A 20,438-nucleotide genomic window follows, 5' to 3' on the forward strand; every position below is an offset into this window, starting at 1 on the left:
TGGAAAGAATGCCGATGAGATGCAAGTTCTGTGAGAAACCTGCCTTCATCAAGCTCCACTATCCGAGGATGTACCTCTGCCCGGAGCACTTTAAGGAGTACTTCGAGAGAAAGGTCAGGCGGACGATAGAGCGCTACAAGATGCTCAAACCGGACGAGAGGGTTTTGGTCGTCGTCAGCGGTGGAAAGGACTCGGCCGTTACCGCTTACATCCTCAAGAAGCTCGGCTACAACATCGAGTGCCTCCACATAAACCTTGGCATCGGCGAGTACAGCGAGAAGAGCGAGAGCTACGCTAAAAAGCAGTGCGAGGCCTTAGATGTTCCGCTTCACATCGTCCGCGTTAGGGAACTCCTCGGGAAGGGAATCGGCGAGGTCAGGACGAGAAGGCCGACGTGCTCCTACTGTGGGCTCACCAAGAGGTACATATTCAACAAGTTCGCCTACGACAACGGCTTCGACGCCGTCGCTACCGGCCACAACCTCGACGACGAGGCGAGCTTCATCTTCTCGAACATGATGCACTGGAACACGCAGTACTTGGCGAAGCAGGGGCCGGTGACGCTGAGCCAGTTCAACGGCAAGCTCGTGAAGAAGGTCAAACCGCTGTACGAGGTCACCGAGAGGGAGGTTGTTGCATACGCCCTCGCCAACGGCATCGATTACATGATGGAGGAGTGCCCGCACGCCGTTGGAGCGACGACGATTGAATACAAGGAGATACTCAACGAGATGGAAGAGAAGAGGCCCGGGACGAAAATCAACTTCGTCAAGGGCTTTCTAAGAAAGAGGCACCTCTTCGAGGCAGAGCTCCAGGAAGCGGAGCTGAGGGAGTGCAGAGTCTGCGGAATGCCGTCGAGCGGTGATGTCTGTTCGTTCTGCAGGTTCTGGAGGCTTGAGAAGCCGATAGACTTCAGGGTGAGGCAATGAGAACCGTTGCAACCTTCCCAAAGCTAAGGAGAACCTTCATCACAGTCATGAAAGCGTACACTATCTTCCTCTGGCTGTGTTCAGCTGTCTCTGCGGTGATAACGGGAGTGAAGACTGCGGATGGCCAGTTGGCCCCTGCCCTAATATATCTCACCTCATGGGCTTTCTTTACAACCTCAGCGCTCATGTACTCGGATTTAAAGGGAGAGCTTGGGAAGATGCGATTCACGGCGTACTGGCGGTTCTTCAGTCGTTACTCCCCTCCCCTTGGTGGCTACGCAATGCTCCATATTCTCACGGGGCTGGTCTTCATAACCGCCGACGTCTTAGGGGGAGGCTACGCGTTCCTCGCGGTCATGCTCATCCTGAAGGGCATTTTCGAGCACGCACTTCAGGGATTTGTGGACAACCTGAAGGCGGCCTCATTTCTCTACTCTGAAGTCCTGAACGGAGAGCTCGACAAGCTCGCACTCAAGGACCCCTTCAAGTGAAGCGCCTCGTCTTCTCCCAGTGAAGCCTACCAGCGAGGAGTCTCAACAGGCCGCGCATCGTGTATACAACGCCCGCGATGACAAAGAGGAGGAAGTATAGAGGGTAGGCAACCACAAACCACCACTGGACACCAAAACCCGTTCTCCTCCACTCAAGCCAGTTGGCATAAGCGACGGAGAACCAGAAGACAAGGAACGCGAGAATCGAAACAGAGAGGAAAAGCCGAGGCCTAGCAAGGGTCAGCGGGACGCCTCCGGAGAGGACGAGGTAGCCATTGAGGACAACGGACAGGAACCAGAAAACCGGAACGAGGTAGCTCATCATGTAGAAGTGCTCTATGAAGGCCTCCACAAGGCCAGAACAACTCCTCAGAACCGGCCAGTAGTAGTCGAGCATGACTTGAAGGTGCCCCTGGGCCCAGCGGGAGCGCTGTCTAACGTAGTCCCTGAGCGTTTCGACGGCCTCCTCCCAGCCGACGACGCCGTGGTAGTACCAGAAGCGGTAGCCCTCGATGAGCGCCCTCGCCCAGAGGTCCGTGTCTTCAGTGACGGAGTCCTCGCGGAACTTGCCGAGGCGCAGAAGGTGTGAGAAGCGGAGCAACGCCACAGTTCCTCCGTATTTGCCGTTCTCGTTGAGCTTCATGTCCCCCTCGATGGCCACGTTGAAACCCACCAGCCTCTCGAGGGTTATAAAGCGCGTGATGAAGTTCCTGTTCCAGTTCCTCGGCCTGACGTTGCCCTGAACGCCGATGACGTAGTTCGGTGCTCCCTCCATGATACCGACGAGGGTTCTCAAAGCGCTCGGTCCAATGAGGTAGTCTGCATCGAGAAGAAAAACGTAGTCTGGCCGTTTAAATGCCTTCTCAATGAGTTCGAGAGCGTAGTTAATGGCCCTCGGCTTGCTCCTGCCCCTGTGGGGAGGGACGTTGATGACGAAAACCTTTCCACGCCATGAGGATTCAATCTTTCTCATGACCTCCAGCGTTCCATCGGTGGAGTTGTCGTTTATCAGGAAAACCTTGAAGTTCGAGTAGTCCTGGTTGAGCACGGAGCGGGCCGTTCTCTCTATGACGGCCTCCTCGTTGTGAGCGGGAATAAGCACGTAAACTGTCGGTTCAAAGAAGCCTCGGGGGACGGGTTTTGACTTCATTGGATAACCCCTGCGGGTGGCCAGAACCAGGAGGGTGTAAAAGATAAGGCCGGACGAGACCATCAAAAAGAGGAACAGGAGAACGGCCTCAAGTATGTAGGGAACCGGAACTAACACGGAAAACCCCGCGAGCAGGAGGATGTATAGGTAAAGCACGGATTGGAATTTGAGGGAGGGCTTCATCATAAGAGTTTTAGGTAGGGGTATATAAATAACCACTGGTTAAAATGGCCGGGATAAAAATCGTGGGAGCATCCCACCCGGGCAGGTTCACAAGGGAACTTGCTGGAGAGGGAGCGGTCGAGGGAGAAAGCACGGAGAGGTACTCCGCAGAGTTCACAATAGGGAAGCACAGGTGCAGGGTCGTCCACAACTACTCAACGGGAGAGGTCCTCGTCTGGTTCGAGGATGAGGCGACCGTGGACGTTCTGAGGAGGATTCTAAAGCTCACAAGGTACCTCGGAAGGGCACTCGCCGTTGGCGTTCTGCCTGGGCGAGAGATAAAGGGAGAGGCGTTCATAGAGGTCCCGGGCGGGAGAATAGGGGTGGTCCACGCTGGAGAGGGACTATGGATTGGCTGGGACGGAACAAACTGGTTCTTCTCCGCGACGGTGCAGGGAATAGCTGAGCTCATCGAAATCCTGGGGGCGGAACCGTGAGGAGAGCATACGTCCTGCTCCTACTGACGGTCTCGGTACTTGAGTTCCTACCCCTGTTCCTAGCCCCTGCCCAGCCGGCCCTGAGGGGGGACAACCTCGGGCACCTCTTCAAGGTCCACGAGCTCATGGATGTCGGCTGGAAACCTTGGATAGAGGAGTGGTACGCGGGCTTCCCCTTCCTCAGGTTTTATCCTCCCGCATCTTACCTGACCGCGGCGTTCTTTGGGAAACTTCTCGGGAGCGCCCTCAGGGGCTATGCGGTTACACTGATGCTGAGCGCGTTCCTCGGGGCGCTCGCCCTCCACTTCTACCTCAAGAGGCTCAAGAGAGAACCGTACATGGCACCTCTCGTTTTCCTTCTCTTCCCCTGGCACCTCGGAGTTGCGTACATCGAGGGCAACTTCCCGAGGGCGAACGCCATAAACCTCTCCCCGCTCTTTCTCCTTGGAGTTCTCCTCCTGTCGGAGCACAGGGAGAGGTACCTCATCCTTTCGGCACTCTCCATTTCACTCGTCCTCCTAACGCACCATTCAATTGTGATTCCGCTCCTGATTCTCGCGCTCGCACTTCACTGGGAGAGTCTCGGAGAGCTCCGCGTCATAGGAAACTCCCTGAGGGTCGCCGGCGCGGTGATTTTTCTAACGGCGTTCTGGTACATCCCGTTCTTCTACGACAGAAAATGGGCCGACTTCTGGAGGATGGACATGAGCCCGTGGCTGTTTAAGCACTACAGCCTCAGCCCAAGTTACCTCACGAGGCCAGAAATGGCCATGCCACTCGTCCTAACAATCCTTCTCTGGGGGATGGCTCGGAAGTTAGGGAGGGGCGACATTAGGAAGATGGTCCTCCTTGCAGCCGCCGTTTACCTCAGCCTCGGCTATTACTCCCCAACCCCCTGGCTGTACTCACTCCCGATTGTTTCCCTGATTCCCCCGTACAGGTGGCTCGATGTCACGAACGTCCTCGTTCCCCTCATAGTAGCCGACGCGCTAAGTGGGCTGGAAGTTAGGAAAGCAACGGCCGCGGGGCTAATCACCCTCGTCGTGTTGCTCGTGCCGTTCACAGGGGAGATTCCTTCTATTGGTAGCATTCCCCAAGACACGCTTCAACTTGCGGGATACCTCGCGGAACAACCTGGGAGTAGTTGGCGCTTTCTTGTGAACAACCCCGGGGCGGTTTACAGCTATCTGCCGGCCCTCTCAGGAAAGGACACGCTCAACGGCTGGTACCATGAGGGCAATCCAGCCGACAGGGAGATAGACAGGCTCTGGTACCTGATTGCAACCAATGGTAACGCGAGCCCCTACCTGAAGGCCTACGACGTGAGGTACCTAATCAACGCTAAGGAGCCGGGCTACGTGAAGGTGGCCACGATTGGGAGGTATGGGGTCTATGAAGCCAACGTCAGCTTCGTCCAGCCGGTGTCAGCCTTGATGGTTGGTCATTTCTACGACCTGCCCCTCGACTACGCTTATACGAAGAGACTCCCCCTCAACATCTCGGGGGTGAACGTTATAATATACTCCGGCAACCCAGACAACGAAACGGCGAAGAGACTCCTCAAATTCCTGAAAGGAGGTGGAACCCTCGTATGGGTTCCAAATAAGACCGGTGTGCTCTTTGGGGTCAACGCATCTGTGAGGACGATAAACTCCTCAGAGTTATCATCGGCAGTTTACAACGTCTCACGCTTCGCACAGTTCAGGTATGAAAACTCCCCATGGTACGGACCGGTGTTCACGAACGTCACACCGATAGTGAGGATGGGCAACTGGACGCTCATCGGCGTTAAAAGGGTTGGTAGGGGAACTCTCTACGCCCTCGGCGGCAACTTCCTCTACCACATAGCCTACACGGGCTCGAAGTACGAGCTGGAAATCCTGAGGGACTTAATCCCCCACGAAAAAATCAAGATAGCGAGACTCACCCGCGGTGAGGGTAGCTACTCCTTCGAGGTCACCACCGAAAGGCCGGCTCTCCTCCGCGTTTCGGAGGCGTACTTTCCATACTGGAGGGTCTATGTGAACGGACGTGAAGTTAAGGTCACCCGGGATGACAGAACGGGACTGACGTTAATAAACGTTGGGAAGGGAGCTTCAGAGGTAAGTGCTGTTTTTAAGGACCCTCTTGAGCGACTCCGCTACTATTCAGCACTCGCTTGGGCAATACTGGCTCTCTACGCTCTGATGAAGTTCGCGCCGATGAGGAGACTTTCGGGCCCTGAGCGATGATGAGGGCCACCCTATCCGAGGCCTGACCTCCTCTCCGCTCTAGAGGGGCGAGGCTTTCAAAAGAAAAATGTAAGGGCTTGCAAACGGATTTTCTTTTTTATTTTAGCCCCTTCGGTGGTATTTCGAATCGTTTATATACCCCACTAACATAAAATAACCCAAAGTAACCAAAGGTGACGCCCATGCTGGATGACATCATCTCCGGGCTATGGGAATCCCTCAAGAGGGGAGAGGTCGTCATACTGGAACGCTCCGACGTCAAGGACCAGTACCGGGGGCTGTATCAGCTCATAACGTGGGGACTCTCCAAGGGCTACTCGATACTCGTTGTTGATGTCGTTGATTCCCTCCACCTCCTCAAGGCCAAGGCAAAACTGGCCGGCTTTGACGGGGAGACCTTCGAGAAAGTCAGCGTCATAAAGATAGGAGGAAAAACCAAGGTTGGAAACGTCGTTGCGTGGATAAGCGACCTAAGCGAGCCCGTAATAGTGGCTGGGAAGTTTAGAGAAGCCTACGAGAAGTTCGTCGAGGAGAATGCACCGGTTCTCACGATAGCGCTCGGAGTCGAGAAGCTGTTCGTCGCCTCGGAGGTGCTACCAAAGAACGTTCACCTCGTTCTGAGTCTCGTTTCAAGGTACGTTGGAGATGACAGGAGACTCGCTGTTCACTTCGTAAAGACGGGCCTCCTCGATGAGAGCAGGCGGTTCCTGCTGAACCTCCTGGAAGACATAGCCACGACAGTAATCAGGGTTTCCTCAAACGGCAAGATGACCGAGTTTAAAGTTGTGAAGTCAATAAAGAAGGACATGGAAGGGGTTTCCATAAGAATATAAAACTCAAAGCTCCGAAAAGCGGAGTCCGAACTTCAGCTCCCCGTCGAGCGGGAACAGGAAGGTGTAGCTGACACCCTGCTGAATGAAGTCCCACCCGCTTTCGCTCTTGCTCAGCGTTTTTACCGGGAACTTCCATATTCTCGCTTTTCTATCGAGCTCAACGGTGAACCTCCCGACGGCGTATCTGTCGTTCACCTCAATCCTCAAGCCTTCCAGCTCCCCCGGCGCCTCCATCACGCTGTGGACTGCAACGTTAAGCTCGACCGCGAAGGTCCCCCTTCCCGAGACGGTGTAGTCAACAGTGAAGCCCTTCTCATCCGGCCTGAAGACCTTGACGACCGAGAAGTCCCCCTCATTCCTCCAGAGCCTCAGCCCGTTTCCATCGAGCGAATACCAGTAGGGCTTTCCAGCGAAGTCAGTTAAAGGTTCGTAGCGGTTCAGCCTGAAGTCGTCGAGGGTCGTTTCAGGCTTCAGGAACCGGTCCTGGAGGAGCGCCCTCCTGACTGAATCATAGGCGACCTCTTTCCTAATCTCCTCCGGAACCTCGCCCGAAAGCTCGTGAATGCTCTCGACACCGTCGCCCTCTTCCTCCGGGACGGCGCTTCCGGTGGAGTGGTAGTGCTCGTAGCGCCTTGCCAGGACGTCGGCGTAGTTAACTGCCCGTTCTTTCGAGCTCAGCTCGACGAGAGAACCGCCGAGGCCGGGCTTGAAGGAGTAGTAAAAGTTCTCTCCCTCGATGAAGACCTCCTCGAGGCCGTCGAAGTCAATGTCGCGAACGAACGTTCCAGTGGAAACGTAGCTGTTCGCCCTTATGATGTTCTCCCAGATGGCCCTGCGGAGGTGCGGGAGGTAGATTCCGCCGAAGACGCCGTGCCAGTAGGCGTCGTTGCACTGGGCCTTCAGAAGGAACCGCCTCGCCTCAGGGTTGTTCCTCACGAGTTTACTGACCATCAGCATCCTCTTGTGGGTGTAGTTGCCCTCGGGGTACTTGAAGAAGAAGTTCTTCCAGATTCCGCCCCTTACGAAGACGCGGTAGCGGTCAAAAATCCCCTCGGCCTTCAGCAGGTTCACGAACTCGACGAAGAGCCTCGCCTGCTCCGCCGGTAGGGACCACTCGCTCATCTCGAAGTAGGAAGCTATCGGCAGGTAGACGAGGCCCCTCGGCCTGAATTGCCTCAGGTACTCGGAGTAGAGGAGAACCTCTATCCTCTCGTCGCTCGAAATCCTGTCAAAGAACTCCCTGAGCCAGCCCTTCTCGTGAACCCACTCGTAGGTTCCGGGCCAGACGCCGAACTTCTCGCCGTCGTCGTGGAAGACCGCTACCTTGCTCTCGTCGCCGTCGTCGAGGGAGTGGAGGTAGTCAATCGTCTTCTCCACCGGGCGGAAGGGGATGAGGTACCTGAGCTTCTCGTCAATCGGGAAGACCACCACAGTTTCACCGCCGTCCTCCGTGTAGTAGGGCCAGTAGAGGCTTTCCTTCGGCAGGCCGGCGCTCATGAAGTGGTAGTCGTCAACGACAACGTATTCTATCCCCGCCTTCCGCAAGGTTTTCACGAGTTCGGGCTCCCAGACCCTCTCGGTCAGCCAGAGCCCCCTGGCATCGTAGCCGAGCTTTCCGGCGAATTCCTTGAGGAGGTTAATCTGCTCGACCCGGTCTTCCTCTGGAATTGATGCCAGAACCGGCTCGTAGAAGCCGGCAACGATAATCTCGACCTGACCCCTCCTCACGAGGCTTTTAAGAAGGTCGAGGTGCTCCGGTCTGTTGCCGGCTATCCACTCCAGGAGTGGGCCGGAGTAGTGGACGGCAACCTTCATGTTTGGATACTCTTCGAGCGTCTCAAGGAACGGTTTGTAGGCCCTCTCGTAGGCGCTCTCGAAAACCCAGCCGAAGTTGCCGAGGGGCTGGTGGTTGTGGATTCCGAATATCAGCTTCATGCTCCCACCACACATAATATCACTTTAAGTGATATAATCCTTTCCCCGTCAAAGGAACGAGGCAACGTAGAGCGCGAGCGCAACGGCGAGCTGGTTGGAGAAGTTGTCGTCCGGTGGGAGATTGTAGAACTCCGCTATCATCCCTGCGAGAGAACCCACGAAGGCCGGAACCGGACCCACGAGGGGAGTCAGTAGCACCATTCCGGTAATGAAGTAGGCGAGGCTACCCTCCAAGCTCTTGCCGTTGGAGAAGCGGTGTTTGCCAAAGGTCTTCCCGATTATCGCTGCGAGCGCGTCGCCGAGGGTGGCGAGCCCTATCGCACCTATGGCTATCCTCTTGGGGAAGAAGTAAACGACGATGAAGGAAGCCGCCGCGAAGTAGATGTGTGCCGCGACACGGTTCCTCTCGTGGGAGCGGGTGATGTCGTCTATGTGGTTTTCAATCTGCTCTATCCTGCTCATGACCTCTGGGGGAGCATAGACACCGAGACGCCGCTTTATGGAGTCGCGCCACTCCTCAATTACTCGGAAGGGTTCGAGAACGACGAACGTGAGGAACGATACGCCGATGAAGGATATAGTGAAGTCCCTGCCCAGGAGGAGGTAGAAGGCCGGGATTAGAAGTCCAGTGAGGTGAAGGGCCTTACGCTTGAGCTCTCGCTTGATGCTCACGTTTAATCACCTCCAGGGCTTCAAGAAGGTTCCTCACAATGTAGTCGGCGTTCCTGACCCTCTTCCCGCTGAAGTAACCCCGCCTCACGAGTATACCCACCGCTCCTATGGCCCGTGCACCCGCCATATCGGTCTCGTCGCGGTCGCCAACGACGTATACCTCTTTGTCCGGAAACCTTTCTAGGGCGAGGCGGAAGTTGTGGCTCTCGAACTTGCTGTGGCCGGTTTCACCGCTTATGATTACGTCGTCAAAGTAATCCATTATCCCCAGGACCTCAAGCTTCTTCCTCTGCCAGTTTGTTGAGGAATCGGTTATAAGGACAACCCTCGCACCGAGCTCCTTAATGCCCTCCAAGAAGGGAACGGCATCATCGTAGAGCCTTAGATGCCTGAAAAAATGATTTTCAACGAAGGTGGACAGCTCAACAAGCTCCCTCTCCGTGATTTCAGGGTATATCCTCCCAAAGAGCTCCTCAACGAGCTCGTGAAGGTCAAGGGTATGGAGTCTTTCAGAGTCCTCCAGACCCCGGTACTTAGCTACCAAGAGGTAAAGGAGGGCCCTGAACTTGCCCCGACGAACGAGAAAAGGAACCGCTCGGAGTATTGTCCTTTTTCCAGCTTCCCACGTGTTGCAAAGGGTATCGTCAAGGTCCACGAGCACGAGCATGTTAAAAGTTGGGTTTTGCGCTTTAAACCCTTCCGGTGGGAAAGTTTAAAAAAAGAAGGATTAACTTCACGGCGATGAAGGGAGAGGTATTGATAGGGGCCGGCATCGTGCTGATACTCATAGGCTTTCTGTTGGTCTTCGTGGGAACTCTCGTCTCGGCGTTTGGGAGTGGGGGAGACGTTGAGGGAGGAGGAGTGATAATGATTGGCCCCATCCCGATAGTCTTCGGCACGAACAGAAACGCGGTAACGGTGGCCTCAATAATCGCGCTCGTTCTCATGCTCCTCTGGATAGTCGGTGTTCTCCTCGTCAGGAGGGGATGAAGTGTACCTCGGCTACCTCGCCCTTCTCCTGGTCGTTGCCAAGAGCCTCGAGTGGGCGTTTGAGAGAATTGAAATACACCCCATAATAGCCCACGTCGTCACGGGCATAGTCTTGGGTCCGTTCATCCTCGGAATCGTTCAACCGGGAGAGGAGCTCAAAGTTTTAGCGGAGTTCGGGCTCATAATGATGATGCTCTACATGGGTCTAACCAGCAACTTCTCGGCGATAGCCCAGAACACAGGGAAGGCCGTGCTCGTGGCGTCCCTCGGCGTTGCGTTTTCGTTCCTCTTCGGGTTCATGACGGTCTATTCGTTTGGAAAGGGAACTGCCGCGGCAATCTTCATAGGCGCTGTTCTTGGAAACACGGCCATAGAGGTTACAAGTGGCGTCCTTGTCAGAGAGCGGGTGAAGCGGGAAGTTTCCTCGATTCTAATGGGTGCGGCCTTCGTTGACGACATAATAGCGGTTTACCTCATAGGAATAATCACCGGAATGACCAAGGGAAGCCTCAGCGCGCCCTTCCTCGGCGTTTTAACCGTCAAGATATTCGCCTTCATAGTCTCAGCCCTGCTCGTTTCTGAACTGGTCTTTAAGAGGTCCAAGTGGTTCTACTCCATAGTCAAAAACCTCAACGTTTTTTTCACATTCACCCTCATCCTCACGTTCACTCTGGCCATAATAGCGGAATGGGTTGGCTTAAACCAGATAATCGGGGCCTACCTGGCGGGACTCACCATAAGCAGGCTCCGCGAGAGGAAGGACCCGCTCGTCGTCACGAGGATTAAGCTCAACGAGCTTATTGAGGACCTTCAGGTCGTCCTCACTGAGTTCTTCATACCCCTGTTCTTCATCTACGTTGGCCTCGTCTTCAACCCGCCGGTAAATGCCCTCAGCCCCGCCCTCATAGGCCTCCTCTACGTCTCGGCTGTTCTCGGAAAGCTTATCGGGTGCGGTCTCGGCGCAAAGCTCTCGGGCCTCGATTGGAACGATTCCATCACCGTCGGCATAGGAATGGGCGGAAGGGGAAGCCTTGAGCTCGCGATACTCACTTTCGGCCTCAACGCGGGCATAATCGACCAAGCCCTCTTCGCAAGCGTCGTAACGGTCTCGATGCTGACGGCGCTGACGACACCAATATTCTTTAAGAAGTATATCGAAAAGGTAAAAGCTTAAATTCAACGAACCCTACCGCCCCCAGGTGAGAGCATGTTTCCAGAGAGGGGAGCGGACGAGGATGAAGTGCTCGACGAGCTACGGCTGAAGACTGCCGAAGACCTGACCTTCGACTCCGGGAAGATTCTCGGCTCGATGTGCACGTATCCACATCCCTTCGCGGTTAGAATCATCACGGAGTTCATAGACAGGAACCTCGGCGACCCCGGCCTGCACACGGGGAGCCGTAAAGTCGAGGAAGAGGCCGTCGAGATGCTCTCAAACCTACTCGGCCTCGAAAGGGGCTACGGACACATAGTTTCCGGCGGAACAGAGGCCAACATCCTGGCTGTGAGGGCCTTCCGCAACCTAGCGGAGGTGGAAAAGCCGGAGCTGATTCTTCCGAAAAGCGCCCACTTCTCCTTCATCAAGGCCGGCGAGATGCTCGGAGTTAAACTCGTCTGGGCGGAGCTGAACGATGATTACACCGTCAACGTGAGGGACGTAGAGGAGAAGATTACGGACAACACGATTGGAATCGTCGGAATAGCGGGAACGACGGGCCTCGGGGTGGTTGACGACATACCCGCTTTGAGCGATTTGGCCCTCGACTACGGGCTTCCACTCCACGTCGATGCGGCGTTTGGCGGTTTCGTCATTCCCTTCGCGAAGGCCCTCGGCTACGATATCCCGGACTTTGACTTCCGGCTTAAAGGCGTGAAGAGCGTAACCATAGACCCCCACAAGATGGGCATGGTGCCGATTCCAGCGGGCGGGATAATCTTCCGCGAGAAGAAGTATATAGACACGATAAGCGTTTTGGCCCCTTACTTAGCAGGAGGAAGGATATGGCAGGCCACTATAACGGGAACGAGGCCCGGGGCAAACGCATTAGCGGTCTGGGCGATGATTAAGCACCTCGGCTTCGAGGGCTACAAGGAAATCGTGAGGAAGGCCATGGAGCTGAGCCGGTGGTTCGCGGGGGAGCTGAAGAAGATTCCGGGCGTTTACCTCATCCGCGAGCCGGTTCTCAACATCGTCTCCTTCGGCACTGAGAACCTTGAGTGGGTCGAGGAGGAGCTGAAGAGGAGGGGCTGGGGAATCAGCGCGCACAGGGGCTACATCAGAATTGTCCTGATGCCCCACGTGAGGCGGGAGCATCTGGAGGAGTTTTTGAGGGATTTGGGGGAGGTTGTAAGGGGTAAATGAAAAAGCCACTTCACAGCCTCTCAGCGGAATACCGATACAGAGGGTCGGATATACGGTACACTCCAACCTCGTCCTTTGATACAATAAAAAGCTCGTTCATTAAGGCATCCAAAAGTCTGCTCAGGGTCTCCTTCGACATCGCTGTTTTTCTAAGCAACTCTCCCCAAGTTGCACCGTAGGAGAGCATTTTAAGGGCAGTGCGAGCTTTTGGGGTTCTGCCCGCAATGAAGTTCTCAAGCTCCCTGCGGGCGTCCTTTATCCCCATAGAGAAGACTGAGCCGAGGGCTTCTTCATGCAAATCCCCCAAGCACCTCCTGAGTCCATAAAGGTTCAGCCAGCCGGGAAGGGTTCCGAGTTTCCAGAGAACCATTCCGAGCTCGTTATTCGTGTACCCCACCCCGCATTCCGTCAAACCCTTTCTCAGAAAGTCCAGCGCCGTAAACTCGGGCCACGGGGAAACAGTAATCTGAATTGGAGGTCGCCCATAGGGTTCATCGCGGGGCGAGGTTTCAAAGAGCTTCCTGAGAACGCCAGCGTACGAACCCGTGAAAACCACGAGCAGGGTGTCGTTTTCATTAAAGGCCGTTGCAAGGGCACGCATAAACGGCACAACTCCCTGCACGATGTTCTGGATTCCATCGAGTATCAGGATAGTTCTATCAAGTTCAAAGAGTGCATCTTCAAGGGCGCGGGAAGCTGAAGCGTGCTGTCTCAGTCGTATCGAGCCGGAAAGACCACCAGCTCCCAGGCTAACACCCGAGAGATACTTGGCAACCCTGTTGATAATGGATTCAGGCAGGCGAGAGAGTATCCTTTCCGTAGCCTGACGAGAGGTTGTTGAATTTCTCAAATCGACGAACACAACGTTGTATCCGTTGTTCTTCGAAAACATGTGAGAACTCGCAATTGCGAGACTCGTTTTCCCTGCCAAAGAGCGCTTTCGGGGTCTTTTCTGGGCCTCTAGTCAAAGAATTTGACTCCCCTCACCAATACCCCCCAAACCAGTTTGGGGGGTCCATAAATAAACTTTGCGCTACTTCGTAACCCCCTTTATGTCAACGTGGACAAAGACCCTCTCGACCTCGGGAATCTCCTCTATCCTCTTCTTCACCTCTTCGCTGACGTCGTGGGCTTCTTTCAGGGACAGCCCCGGCGGAACTTCTATGTGGAGCTCAACGTGGAGCTTGTTTCCAACGTAGTGGGCCCTTAAATCGTGGATTCCAAGGACGTTGGGAACATTCAGCGCACGCCTCTTGATTTCCTCACAGATTTCGAAGGATGGAGCTCTTCCGGTCAGGTAGCCCACGTTCTCGAGGATTATCTCAAAGGACACCTTCACGAGGAAGACCGCGACGACGAGACCAGCTAAAGCGTCGCCGTACTGGAAGCCGAACTTCTGGAGGCCGAGACCTACTAAGACGGCAACACTGCTCAAAACGTCGCTCCTGTGGTGGTAGGCGTCGGCAATCAGAATTTGGCTGTTGAGCTTCCTGCCCACGTAGACGGAATAGCGGAACATCAGTTCCTTCGCGAGGATTGACACTACAGTAACTCCGAGCATTATCGAGTTCACAGTTATGTGCTCCCCATGGAGGAGCCTCTCGACCGAGTCCCTGCCGATTTCGTAAGCCACCACTAGCAGGGCCTCACCAATTAGTAGGGCCACGAGGGGCTCAAAGCGGGAGTGACCGAAGGGGTGGTCCTTATCCGGCGGTTTTGACGCCACCTTTATGCCGAAGTAGCCGGCGACGCTCGTGACGACGTCGCTGAGGGAGTGGACGCCGTCGGAGATGAGGGCTATGCTCGAGTAGATGAATCCCACACTGAGCTTCATGATAGCGAGGAGGACGTTGCCGATTATGCTGACCCATATGGGCTTGTAAATCTCCTCCATCGTATCACCTTTTTGTGCATATGCACACAATATTTAAACTTTTCTAATTCCCTTCAGCTTTCTAAGATTATTAGGTTTTCGAATTCAATTAGGCTAATTTAAAAAAAGTGGCGGTCAGTCCGTCACTCCCTCGTCACAGCTCGGACAAGGCTGAACTCATCATCCCGAAAAAAGTTGGAACGGGCGCTTAAAAAGTTAATCAAAGGGAACAAAAACGTTATTTATTCACAATGCAAAACTCCATCGGTGAGAGAATGGGAAAGATAACCGTTGAGCTTAACGTCCCCGATGATGTTCTGAGGAGCATTGACCTCAACAGAATAAGGCGAATGGTGGAGAGGGAGATAGAGATTGAGTACGTGACGAAGAAGCTTCACGGAAAGTTCCAGAGCATGGACCTGAGAAAGCTCCTCAAAGAGGTAGAGGAAGAATGGACAGTTTAGGGGTATTCGTTGACACAAACGTGATTATAGAACATCTGGCAGGCAATATAGACCTCCTGGAAATACGAGAAAAGTTTAACATTTTATACACAAACAGCATCGTTTTCAGCGAGGCCCTCATGGTTTACCTAAGGGCACTGACGGGGAAAGGACGTACACACTCAAGCACAATCCGGAACTCATCAAAGGCCATGAATCCGAACTCAGGGAATTTTTGACGTTCTTCGGGCTTTTCAGGGAGCTTGAGATAAACAGGAGCATTGAAACGCTCGCCGTTGAATACATGGCCAAATACGGGATTCTTCCCAACGATGCGATAATACTGGCCACCTGCAAGTTCTACGGGATTAAGTATCTAATCTCCTTCGACAGCGATTTTGAAGAGGCATACGAAGGAGAGAGGATTGAACTGTTGAAATCCCCTGAGGAAATCCCAAATGCCCTCGAAGAAGGAAAATGAGTGCTCAGCGATCACCTTTCCTTCCTCACCCTTCGGTTCGCCCATCACTCATCATCGCGGAGAACAATAAGAGAAGGGCCTTAAAAAGGTTTCAAAAGCAAAAAGTGAAGGAGGCAGTGGAGTCAGAGGCCCAGTTTGAACTCATTATCGTGCTCGACGACGACCCTCAGGATTCCGTCCTCAAAGCTCTCGTCCACGATTCTGCCCTCAACCGCCTTGACCCGCTCAACGCCCCGCAAAGCGACCTCGCTGGAACCGCTCAAGTGGTTCCTGAAGCGGAGTGTTTTTCCGTCCCCGCCAAGGAGTGTAGCCGTCGCGTAGACCACCTCAACGTCTCCGACCCTAACGCCGAAGGGCAGGAAGAGGGCACCGCGCTTCCCCATCTCGATGCCGTCGAGGAGCTGGGGAACCTCGATTCCCCTGTACCGTACTTTTCCGAAGACCCTGTGGCCGCGCGGATTGAGCAGGACAAGGTAGTTGCCGCGCGGAATCACTATCATGTCCCTGTCCGTGACATCGAAGTCCCTCTTCACGTTCTGCATCTCCAGCAGTTTGTCAACGAACTTCCTGTGGAGGTCATGGTAGCTGTTGTAGTACTGGAGCCTGAAGCCGAGGACGACGGCGCTCCCCTTTTCCCTCCTGACGAGCGTTCCGACGGGCCTGCCGTAGTGGAAGACGAACGGCTCACCGCCTTTAACCTCTCTGATGGTGTTCCTGACGAGCATTCTGTCAATCCCGTCGCTCTCGACGCTCGTGAACTGAATCAGTCTCGGATTGTCCCTCGCCTCGGCCCTCTCAACCTCGACGCCGAGGAACTCGGCGAGGGCGGAGTAGGGCTTCATGTTCTCGTCGAGATATGGAAGCATCGGCAGGATTACGAGGTTTCCGCCCCTCGCAACGAACTCCACGAGCTTGTCCTGGACCTCCCGGGACATGAAGTCGAGGCTGTACACCCAGAGCTGGCCGTAGGAGAGCATCTCCTCAACGCTCGCCTCCTCAAGGTCGAGGACGTCGAAGGGAACGTTGCTCATGGCGAGAAGCGTTAAGAGACCCCTCTCGCCGAGGAGGTATTCGTTGAGGTTCACGCTCTCGGTCAGGCCCTTCCTCAGGCCGAAGGTGGCTATAGCCTCGTAGGGCTCGTAGGTTCCGAAGGCCACCTTCGGCCTCAGCTCGGCGTCGGCGAAGGCAGGGTTGTTGAGCAGGAACTCGCCGAGCCACTTTATCGGCTCAATGTGGGGCCTCTCGCTCCCGTCGAGGCCTATCGGCGAGTAGACATCCCAGGTCACGCCGTTGTGGGACTCGTAGCCCCTCGGGTTCTCACCGCCGACGTAGAGGTAGTAGTTGATGTTGTGAAGTCCGAGCGAGGCTATGAGGGAGTAGAGGTGCTCCGCTTCATCGGGCTCAATGGTGTGGGCCAGGGAAACCTGCGTCTCTATGCTGAGCGGGGGAGTTCCGAGCCTCCTCTGGTAGAAGCGGTAGACCCCGGTCTTGTAGTAGATGTGGCCGAGCCTGTCTTCCTTCAGGTCGAAGGAGCGGTAGAAGGAGTACCAGAACTCTGTCCAGAGGTGGATGTCAAGGTTTCTCTCCTTAACGTAGCGGTAGAAGTGCCTCCAGGCCGCGAGGAGCAGGTAGGGGTCGAGGATGCTTATCGGGACGTCGATGTAGCGCCTGAGGTGGTCGTAGAGGATTTCCACGTAGCGGTTGGTCATCCATATCTTGAAGTGGTGCCAGTCGAGTATCTTTGGCAACGGCTCGTTCTCGCTCGCCGGCGCGTAGACCTCGGAGTAATCACTTATCGGCGTTCCGTAGCGCTCGCTCAGCTCGTCGAGGGAGTAGTTGGAGCGAAGCCACTCCTCCCACAGGCCGTCCGGACGAGTGATGACCTCGTTGTAGTCGGTGAGGAAGGGCTGGAAGATGGTCTCCCAGTAAGACGGCTCGTCGTCTATGGAGACGCTTATTATCGGCCCGCCGTTGGTGTAGAGGTAGTCCCTGATTATCGGGAGAACTTCATCGTACCACTCAGAGACGGCCTTGAGGTATGTAGGGTGGAGGTAGGTAATCGGGGGGTAGTAGATGTCCCTCGGCAGGGGTCCGTTGGGGCCTTTCGCAAGGATTTCCGGGTGTTCCCTTATGAGCCACTCAGGTATTCCGCCGTTCCTCCACTCGCCGCAGATGTAGGGGCCGGGCCTTATGATGACCTTCAGGCCGACTTTATCTGCCAGCTCAAGGAAGCCTATTAAGTCTCTCTGGGGGTGCGTCTCGCCGATGAAGTCGAACTTTCCCTTCTCGGGCTCGTGCCAGTTCCAGGCAACGTAGGTATCTACCGTGTTGAGGCCGTGCCTCTTCATCCTCTCCAGCCTTTCCTTCCAGCTCTCCCTTGGGACTCTGAAGAACTGGAGCGTTCCCCCGTAGACCTGGAAGCGCTCCCCATCCAGTAGGTAAGTCTTACCATCGTGGCCAACTTTCATCACCATCACCACTTGACCACCTTGCTGAGGAACCTCGGGTTGTCCGGATTCAAACCGCGCGACACGGCCTTGTAGTAGGCGAGGAACTGAATTATCGGGAGGTAGAGGACGGGACTTGCAAGCTCGTCCAGTTCTGGGATTTCAATGAAGTAGTCCGCCCCGGTGTCGTGCCTTCCGACGGTGAGAACCCTCGCCCCCTGGCTCTGGAACTCCCCCGTCAGCTTCTCGTGCCAGTCGAAGGGCTCGTTCACGAGGAGGACGACGAGCGTTCCCTCGTCCGCTATGGACTTGAAGCCGTGCCTTACCTCGAACGTGGGATAAGCCTCGCTCCAGAAGAGGGCCATCTCCTTCATCTTGAGCATGGCCTCCAGGGCTATTGGATAGAGTATCCCAGAGCCAAGGAAGATGACGTTCCGGAAGTCGAAGCCCTCCACAATCTCCCTCACGTGGTTCTCGTTCTTGAGCACGTCATCGGTGAGGGAAGATACGTGCCCGGCGTCCAAGGTTTCCCTCCCGTACGAGTGGAGGAGCAGCTGGAGGTAGGCGAAGTAGAAGGCCGGGAAAGAGTGAGTCATTACGACGCTCTCCTCGTGGGCGGGAACGATTAGCGCATAGTCCGCTTCCCTCGAAAGGGTGCTCTCGTAGGCCGTGAGAGCGAACCTGGGGACGTCAAGGGCTTTTAGGGCTTTAATAGCTTCAGTCGTTTCCCCGGAGCGCGAGATTGCCACCAGAAACTCGGGGTTTCCTATGCTGTACCATTCGCGCGAATAAAGAAGTTCGGAGCAGGGGAGGGCCACTCCCCTGCCCCCGAGGCGGGTGGTTGCCATGGCCAGCGGCTGCGACAGGAAGTGTGAACTGCCACAGCCAGTGTAAACTATCTCTCTCGGTAACCGGAAGTCGTGATTTGTCGTGAAATCTTCAAAGGCCTTTTGGGCCTTCATTATTCCCTCCGGAGTCTTCCTAATCTCCCTAATCGTCGAGTGCATCTCACTCACCTCCGTAAAGATGGCAGGCAACCCAGTGATTCTTCTCAACCTCGTGGAGAGCTGGGCGAACCTTGAAGCACTCCTCCTTGGCCTTGGGACATCTCGGGGCGTAGCGACAGCCCTCGATGGAGTAAACGGTCCCCTCCTCCTTTTCGGGCTCGATTCCCTTGAACTCCCACTTGACGTTCAAATCGGGGACGCTCTCAAGGAGCATCTGGGTGTAGGGGTGGAGCGGGTTGTGGAAGACCTTCTCAGTGTCCCCCATCTCCACTATCGTCCCGCGGTACATGATGATGGTCGTGTCGCTGATGTAGTAGCCCAGAGCCAAATCGTGGGTAACGAAGAGAACCGAGGTTCCGTACTTGTCCCTGAAGTCGCCGAGTAGGTTTAGGACGTCAATCCTCGTCGAGGCGTCGAGCATCGAAACCGCCTCGTCCGCTATGAGAAGCTTCGGCTTCAGCAGTAAGGCCCTCGCTATGAGGATTCTCTGGAGCTGGCCGCCGCTGAGCTGGTGCGGGAACTTTCCGCGAATCTGGTCCGGGTTGAGGCCGACCTGGATGAGGGCCTTGTCAATCATCTCATCGCGCTCGCCCTTGCTGACGTCGGGGAGGTAGGAGTCGAATATCAGGTCGAAGGCCCTGTCAATCGGGTGGAGCGGGTTGAAGCTCGCAAAGGGGTCCTGGAAGACGGCTTGAACCTGGCGGTAGTAGTTCTTCTTGAGCTCGTTCTTGCTCATCTTGATTACGTCCTTACCCTCGAAGAGTATCTTTCCGCTGGTTGGCTGGATGAGGCGGAGGATGAGCTTTCCTGTTGTCGTCTTTCCGCTACCGCTCTCCCCAACCAAAGACACGATTTCACCGGTCCTCATGGTGAAGCTGACGTCATCAACCGCCCTAATCTCAAAGCCGCCGATGAGACCGGACGTGAATATCTTTGTGAGGTGTTCAACCCTGAGAAGTTCGCTCATTGGCTTTCACCCCCGAGGAGATGACAGGCCGCGTAGTGCTCTTCGCCGACCTTCACGAGCCTTGGTTCAACGTGCTGGCACTTATCGAGGGCATACGGACAGCGCGTGTAGAAGCGGCAGCCCTTCGGCGGGTTGAGTAAACTAATTGGGTAGCCTGGAATTCCCTTGAGCTTCTGCTTCTTGTACTGCACTCCCATTCTCGGCAGGGAGTTGAGGAGAAGCTGGGTGTAGGGATGGCTCGGTTCGTTGATGACTTCCTCGGTGGGACCAATCTCGGCCACCTTGCCAGCGTACATTATCATTATCCTGTCGGCTATCTTGTCGAGCAGGGCCAAATCGTGGGTGACGAAGATGATTGACTTGACGATTCCCTCCTTCATGAAGTGGTGGAGGAGTTCGATGACGACGCGCTGGGTCGTGACGTCGAGGGCAGAGGTGACCTCGTCCGCGATGAGCAGGTCAGGGTTAAGGAGGGTAGAGACGACCATCGTCGCGCGCTGGCGCATTCCACCGCTCAGCTCGACGGGATACATGTCGGCAACCTTGGGCGAGAGCTTTACCATCTCGAGCCTCTCACGTAGGAGTTTCTCTATCTCCTCCCTGTCGGTGTAGCCGTGCTCTCTAGCCAAGTCCCAGACGATGTCCTTGATTTTCTTCGTTGGGTTGAGGGCGTTCATGGCGTACTGGGGAATAATCGAGAGCTCCGTGTAGCGGATTTTTCTGGATTCCTCCGGCCCCATCGTCATGAGGTCCTTGCCCTTGAAGAGAGCTTTGCCGCCCATGTGCACCATCGGAGGTTTCCTAAGGATTAAGGAGTGGACGAGCGTTGACTTCCCGCAACCGCTCTCACCGGCCACACCGAAGACCTCGCCCTCCCTAACCTCAAAGGAAACCCCGTCAACGGCCTTTACGTGGCCGAGTGGGGTTGAGTAGTAGATTTTAAGGTTTTCAACGGTGAGCATTGCCAT

At 55.2% G+C, this 20,438-nt stretch carries 21 protein-coding genes; 11 read left to right on the forward strand and 10 right to left on the reverse strand.

Annotation, left to right across the window (positions count from 1 at the left end):
• The first annotated feature begins 14 nt into the window (after positions 1–14).
• Positions 15–929 (forward strand): tRNA-5-methyluridine(54) 2-sulfurtransferase, encoded by a 915-nt coding sequence (gene ttuA, locus CS910_RS01745; RefSeq protein ID WP_099212361.1) that lies wholly within the window; start codon positions 15–17, stop codon positions 927–929.
• The gene (locus CS910_RS01750) at positions 926–1,420 is read left to right on the forward strand and encodes a hypothetical protein (RefSeq protein WP_099209449.1); all 495 of its coding nucleotides are present in this window, start codon (positions 926–928) and stop codon (positions 1,418–1,420) included. Before ttuA ends, CS910_RS01750 begins: the two co-directional genes overlap by 4 nt.
• Here CS910_RS01750 and CS910_RS01755 read toward each other — a convergent pair.
• Positions 1,413–2,687, reverse strand: coding sequence for a glycosyltransferase family 2 protein (locus CS910_RS01755; RefSeq protein WP_317450591.1), 1,275 nt, complete (start codon positions 2,685–2,687; stop codon positions 1,413–1,415). The genes CS910_RS01750 and CS910_RS01755 overlap by 8 nt on opposite strands.
• Positions 2,688–2,797: 110 nt before the next feature.
• Here CS910_RS01755 and CS910_RS01760 point away from each other — a divergent pair, with 110 nt between their 5' ends.
• The 3 genes from CS910_RS01760 to CS910_RS01770 all read left to right on the forward strand — a co-directional run bounded on the left by CS910_RS01760 (position 2,798) and on the right by CS910_RS01770 (position 6,293).
• Positions 2,798–3,229 (forward strand): hypothetical protein, encoded by a 432-nt coding sequence (locus CS910_RS01760; RefSeq protein WP_099209450.1) that lies wholly within the window; start codon positions 2,798–2,800, stop codon positions 3,227–3,229.
• Positions 3,226–5,460 carry a 6-pyruvoyl-tetrahydropterin synthase-related protein gene (locus CS910_RS01765; RefSeq protein WP_099209451.1) on the forward strand — a complete coding sequence of 745 codons (2,235 nt, stop codon included), beginning with the start codon at positions 3,226–3,228 and terminating at the stop codon, positions 5,458–5,460. Before CS910_RS01760 ends, CS910_RS01765 begins: the two co-directional genes overlap by 4 nt.
• A gap of 182 nt (positions 5,461–5,642) precedes the next feature.
• Positions 5,643–6,293, forward strand: coding sequence for a DUF257 family protein (locus tag CS910_RS01770; protein WP_099209452.1), 651 nt, complete (start codon positions 5,643–5,645; stop codon positions 6,291–6,293).
• Positions 6,294–6,296: 3 nt separating this feature from the next.
• Here CS910_RS01770 and CS910_RS01775 read toward each other — a convergent pair whose 3' ends face one another.
• Genes CS910_RS01775 through CS910_RS01785 form a run of 3 tightly spaced genes read right to left on the reverse strand, consistent with a single transcriptional unit; the run spans position 6,297 to position 9,567 of the window.
• Entirely contained in the window at positions 6,297–8,228 is a 1,932-nt protein-coding gene (locus tag CS910_RS01775) for an alpha-amylase/4-alpha-glucanotransferase domain-containing protein (RefSeq protein ID WP_099209453.1), read from the reverse strand.
• Between the two features lie 48 nt (positions 8,229–8,276).
• Positions 8,277–8,900: a diacylglycerol/polyprenol kinase family protein gene (locus CS910_RS01780; RefSeq protein WP_099209454.1), complete on the reverse strand. Its 624-nt coding sequence runs from the start codon at positions 8,898–8,900 to the stop codon at positions 8,277–8,279.
• Entirely contained in the window at positions 8,872–9,567 is a 696-nt protein-coding gene (locus tag CS910_RS01785; protein WP_099209455.1) for an HAD family hydrolase, read from the reverse strand. The genes CS910_RS01780 and CS910_RS01785 overlap by 29 nt, the downstream gene beginning before the upstream one ends.
• A 74-nt stretch (positions 9,568–9,641) precedes the next feature.
• Between CS910_RS01785 and CS910_RS01790 the strand changes: the two genes are divergently transcribed.
• Genes CS910_RS01790 through mfnA form a run of 3 tightly spaced genes read left to right on the forward strand, consistent with a single transcriptional unit; the run spans position 9,642 to position 12,252 of the window.
• A complete protein-coding gene (locus tag CS910_RS01790) occupies positions 9,642–9,890 on the forward strand; it encodes a TIGR00304 family membrane protein (RefSeq protein ID WP_099209456.1) in 249 nt (82 codons plus the stop codon).
• Between the two features lies 1 nt (position 9,891).
• On the forward strand, positions 9,892–11,064 hold the full coding sequence (locus CS910_RS01795) for a cation:proton antiporter (RefSeq protein ID WP_099209457.1): 1,173 nt from the start codon (positions 9,892–9,894) through the stop codon (positions 11,062–11,064).
• 33 nt (positions 11,065–11,097) lie between these two features.
• Positions 11,098–12,252: a tyrosine decarboxylase MfnA gene (gene mfnA / locus CS910_RS01800; RefSeq protein ID WP_099209458.1), complete on the forward strand. Its 1,155-nt coding sequence runs from the start codon at positions 11,098–11,100 to the stop codon at positions 12,250–12,252.
• A 10-nt stretch (positions 12,253–12,262) separates the two neighbouring features.
• Here the strand turns inward: mfnA and CS910_RS01805 are convergent, their stop codons facing one another.
• Positions 12,263–13,144: an AAA family ATPase gene (locus CS910_RS01805; RefSeq protein WP_099209459.1), complete on the reverse strand. Its 882-nt coding sequence runs from the start codon at positions 13,142–13,144 to the stop codon at positions 12,263–12,265.
• A gap of 141 nt (positions 13,145–13,285) precedes the next feature.
• Entirely contained in the window at positions 13,286–14,146 is an 861-nt protein-coding gene (locus CS910_RS01810) for a cation diffusion facilitator family transporter (protein WP_099209460.1), read from the reverse strand.
• Positions 14,147–14,400: 254 nt separating this feature from the next.
• Between CS910_RS01810 and CS910_RS01815 the strand changes: the two genes are divergently transcribed.
• Genes CS910_RS01815 through CS910_RS12115 form a run of 3 tightly spaced genes read left to right on the forward strand, consistent with a single transcriptional unit; the run spans position 14,401 to position 15,049 of the window.
• Positions 14,401–14,589: a hypothetical protein gene (locus CS910_RS01815; protein ID WP_099209461.1), complete on the forward strand. Its 189-nt coding sequence runs from the start codon at positions 14,401–14,403 to the stop codon at positions 14,587–14,589.
• Positions 14,577–14,807: a PIN domain-containing protein gene (locus CS910_RS12110; RefSeq protein ID WP_262926560.1), complete on the forward strand. Its 231-nt coding sequence runs from the start codon at positions 14,577–14,579 to the stop codon at positions 14,805–14,807. The genes CS910_RS01815 and CS910_RS12110 overlap by 13 nt, the downstream gene beginning before the upstream one ends.
• Positions 14,804–15,049 carry a PIN domain-containing protein gene (locus CS910_RS12115; protein WP_262926561.1) on the forward strand — a complete coding sequence of 82 codons (246 nt, stop codon included), beginning with the start codon at positions 14,804–14,806 and terminating at the stop codon, positions 15,047–15,049. Before CS910_RS12110 ends, CS910_RS12115 begins: the two co-directional genes overlap by 4 nt.
• A 122-nt stretch (positions 15,050–15,171) precedes the next feature.
• On the opposite strand, the gene glmA is transcribed toward CS910_RS12115, so the two are convergent.
• The 4 genes from glmA to CS910_RS01840 are packed head-to-tail and all read right to left on the reverse strand — an operon-like array spanning position 15,172 to position 20,438.
• Positions 15,172–17,517, reverse strand: a complete 2,346-nt coding sequence (gene glmA, locus CS910_RS01825) for an exo-beta-D-glucosaminidase (protein ID WP_099209462.1) — start codon at positions 17,515–17,517, stop codon at positions 15,172–15,174.
• A gap of 5 nt (positions 17,518–17,522) precedes the next feature.
• Positions 17,523–18,503 carry a glucosamine-6-phosphate deaminase gene (gene glmD / locus CS910_RS01830; protein WP_099209463.1) on the reverse strand — a complete coding sequence of 327 codons (981 nt, stop codon included), beginning with the start codon at positions 18,501–18,503 and terminating at the stop codon, positions 17,523–17,525.
• 1 nt (position 18,504) lies between these two features.
• A complete protein-coding gene (locus tag CS910_RS01835; RefSeq protein WP_099209464.1) occupies positions 18,505–19,470 on the reverse strand; it encodes an ABC transporter ATP-binding protein in 966 nt (321 codons plus the stop codon).
• Positions 19,467–20,438, reverse strand: a complete 972-nt coding sequence (locus tag CS910_RS01840) for an ABC transporter ATP-binding protein (protein WP_099209465.1) — start codon at positions 20,436–20,438, stop codon at positions 19,467–19,469. Before CS910_RS01840 ends, CS910_RS01835 begins: the two co-directional genes overlap by 4 nt.

It is taken from the genome of Thermococcus henrietii (assembly GCF_900198835.1).
Taxonomy (GTDB): Archaea; Methanobacteriota_B; Thermococci; order Thermococcales; family Thermococcaceae; genus Thermococcus; species Thermococcus henrietii.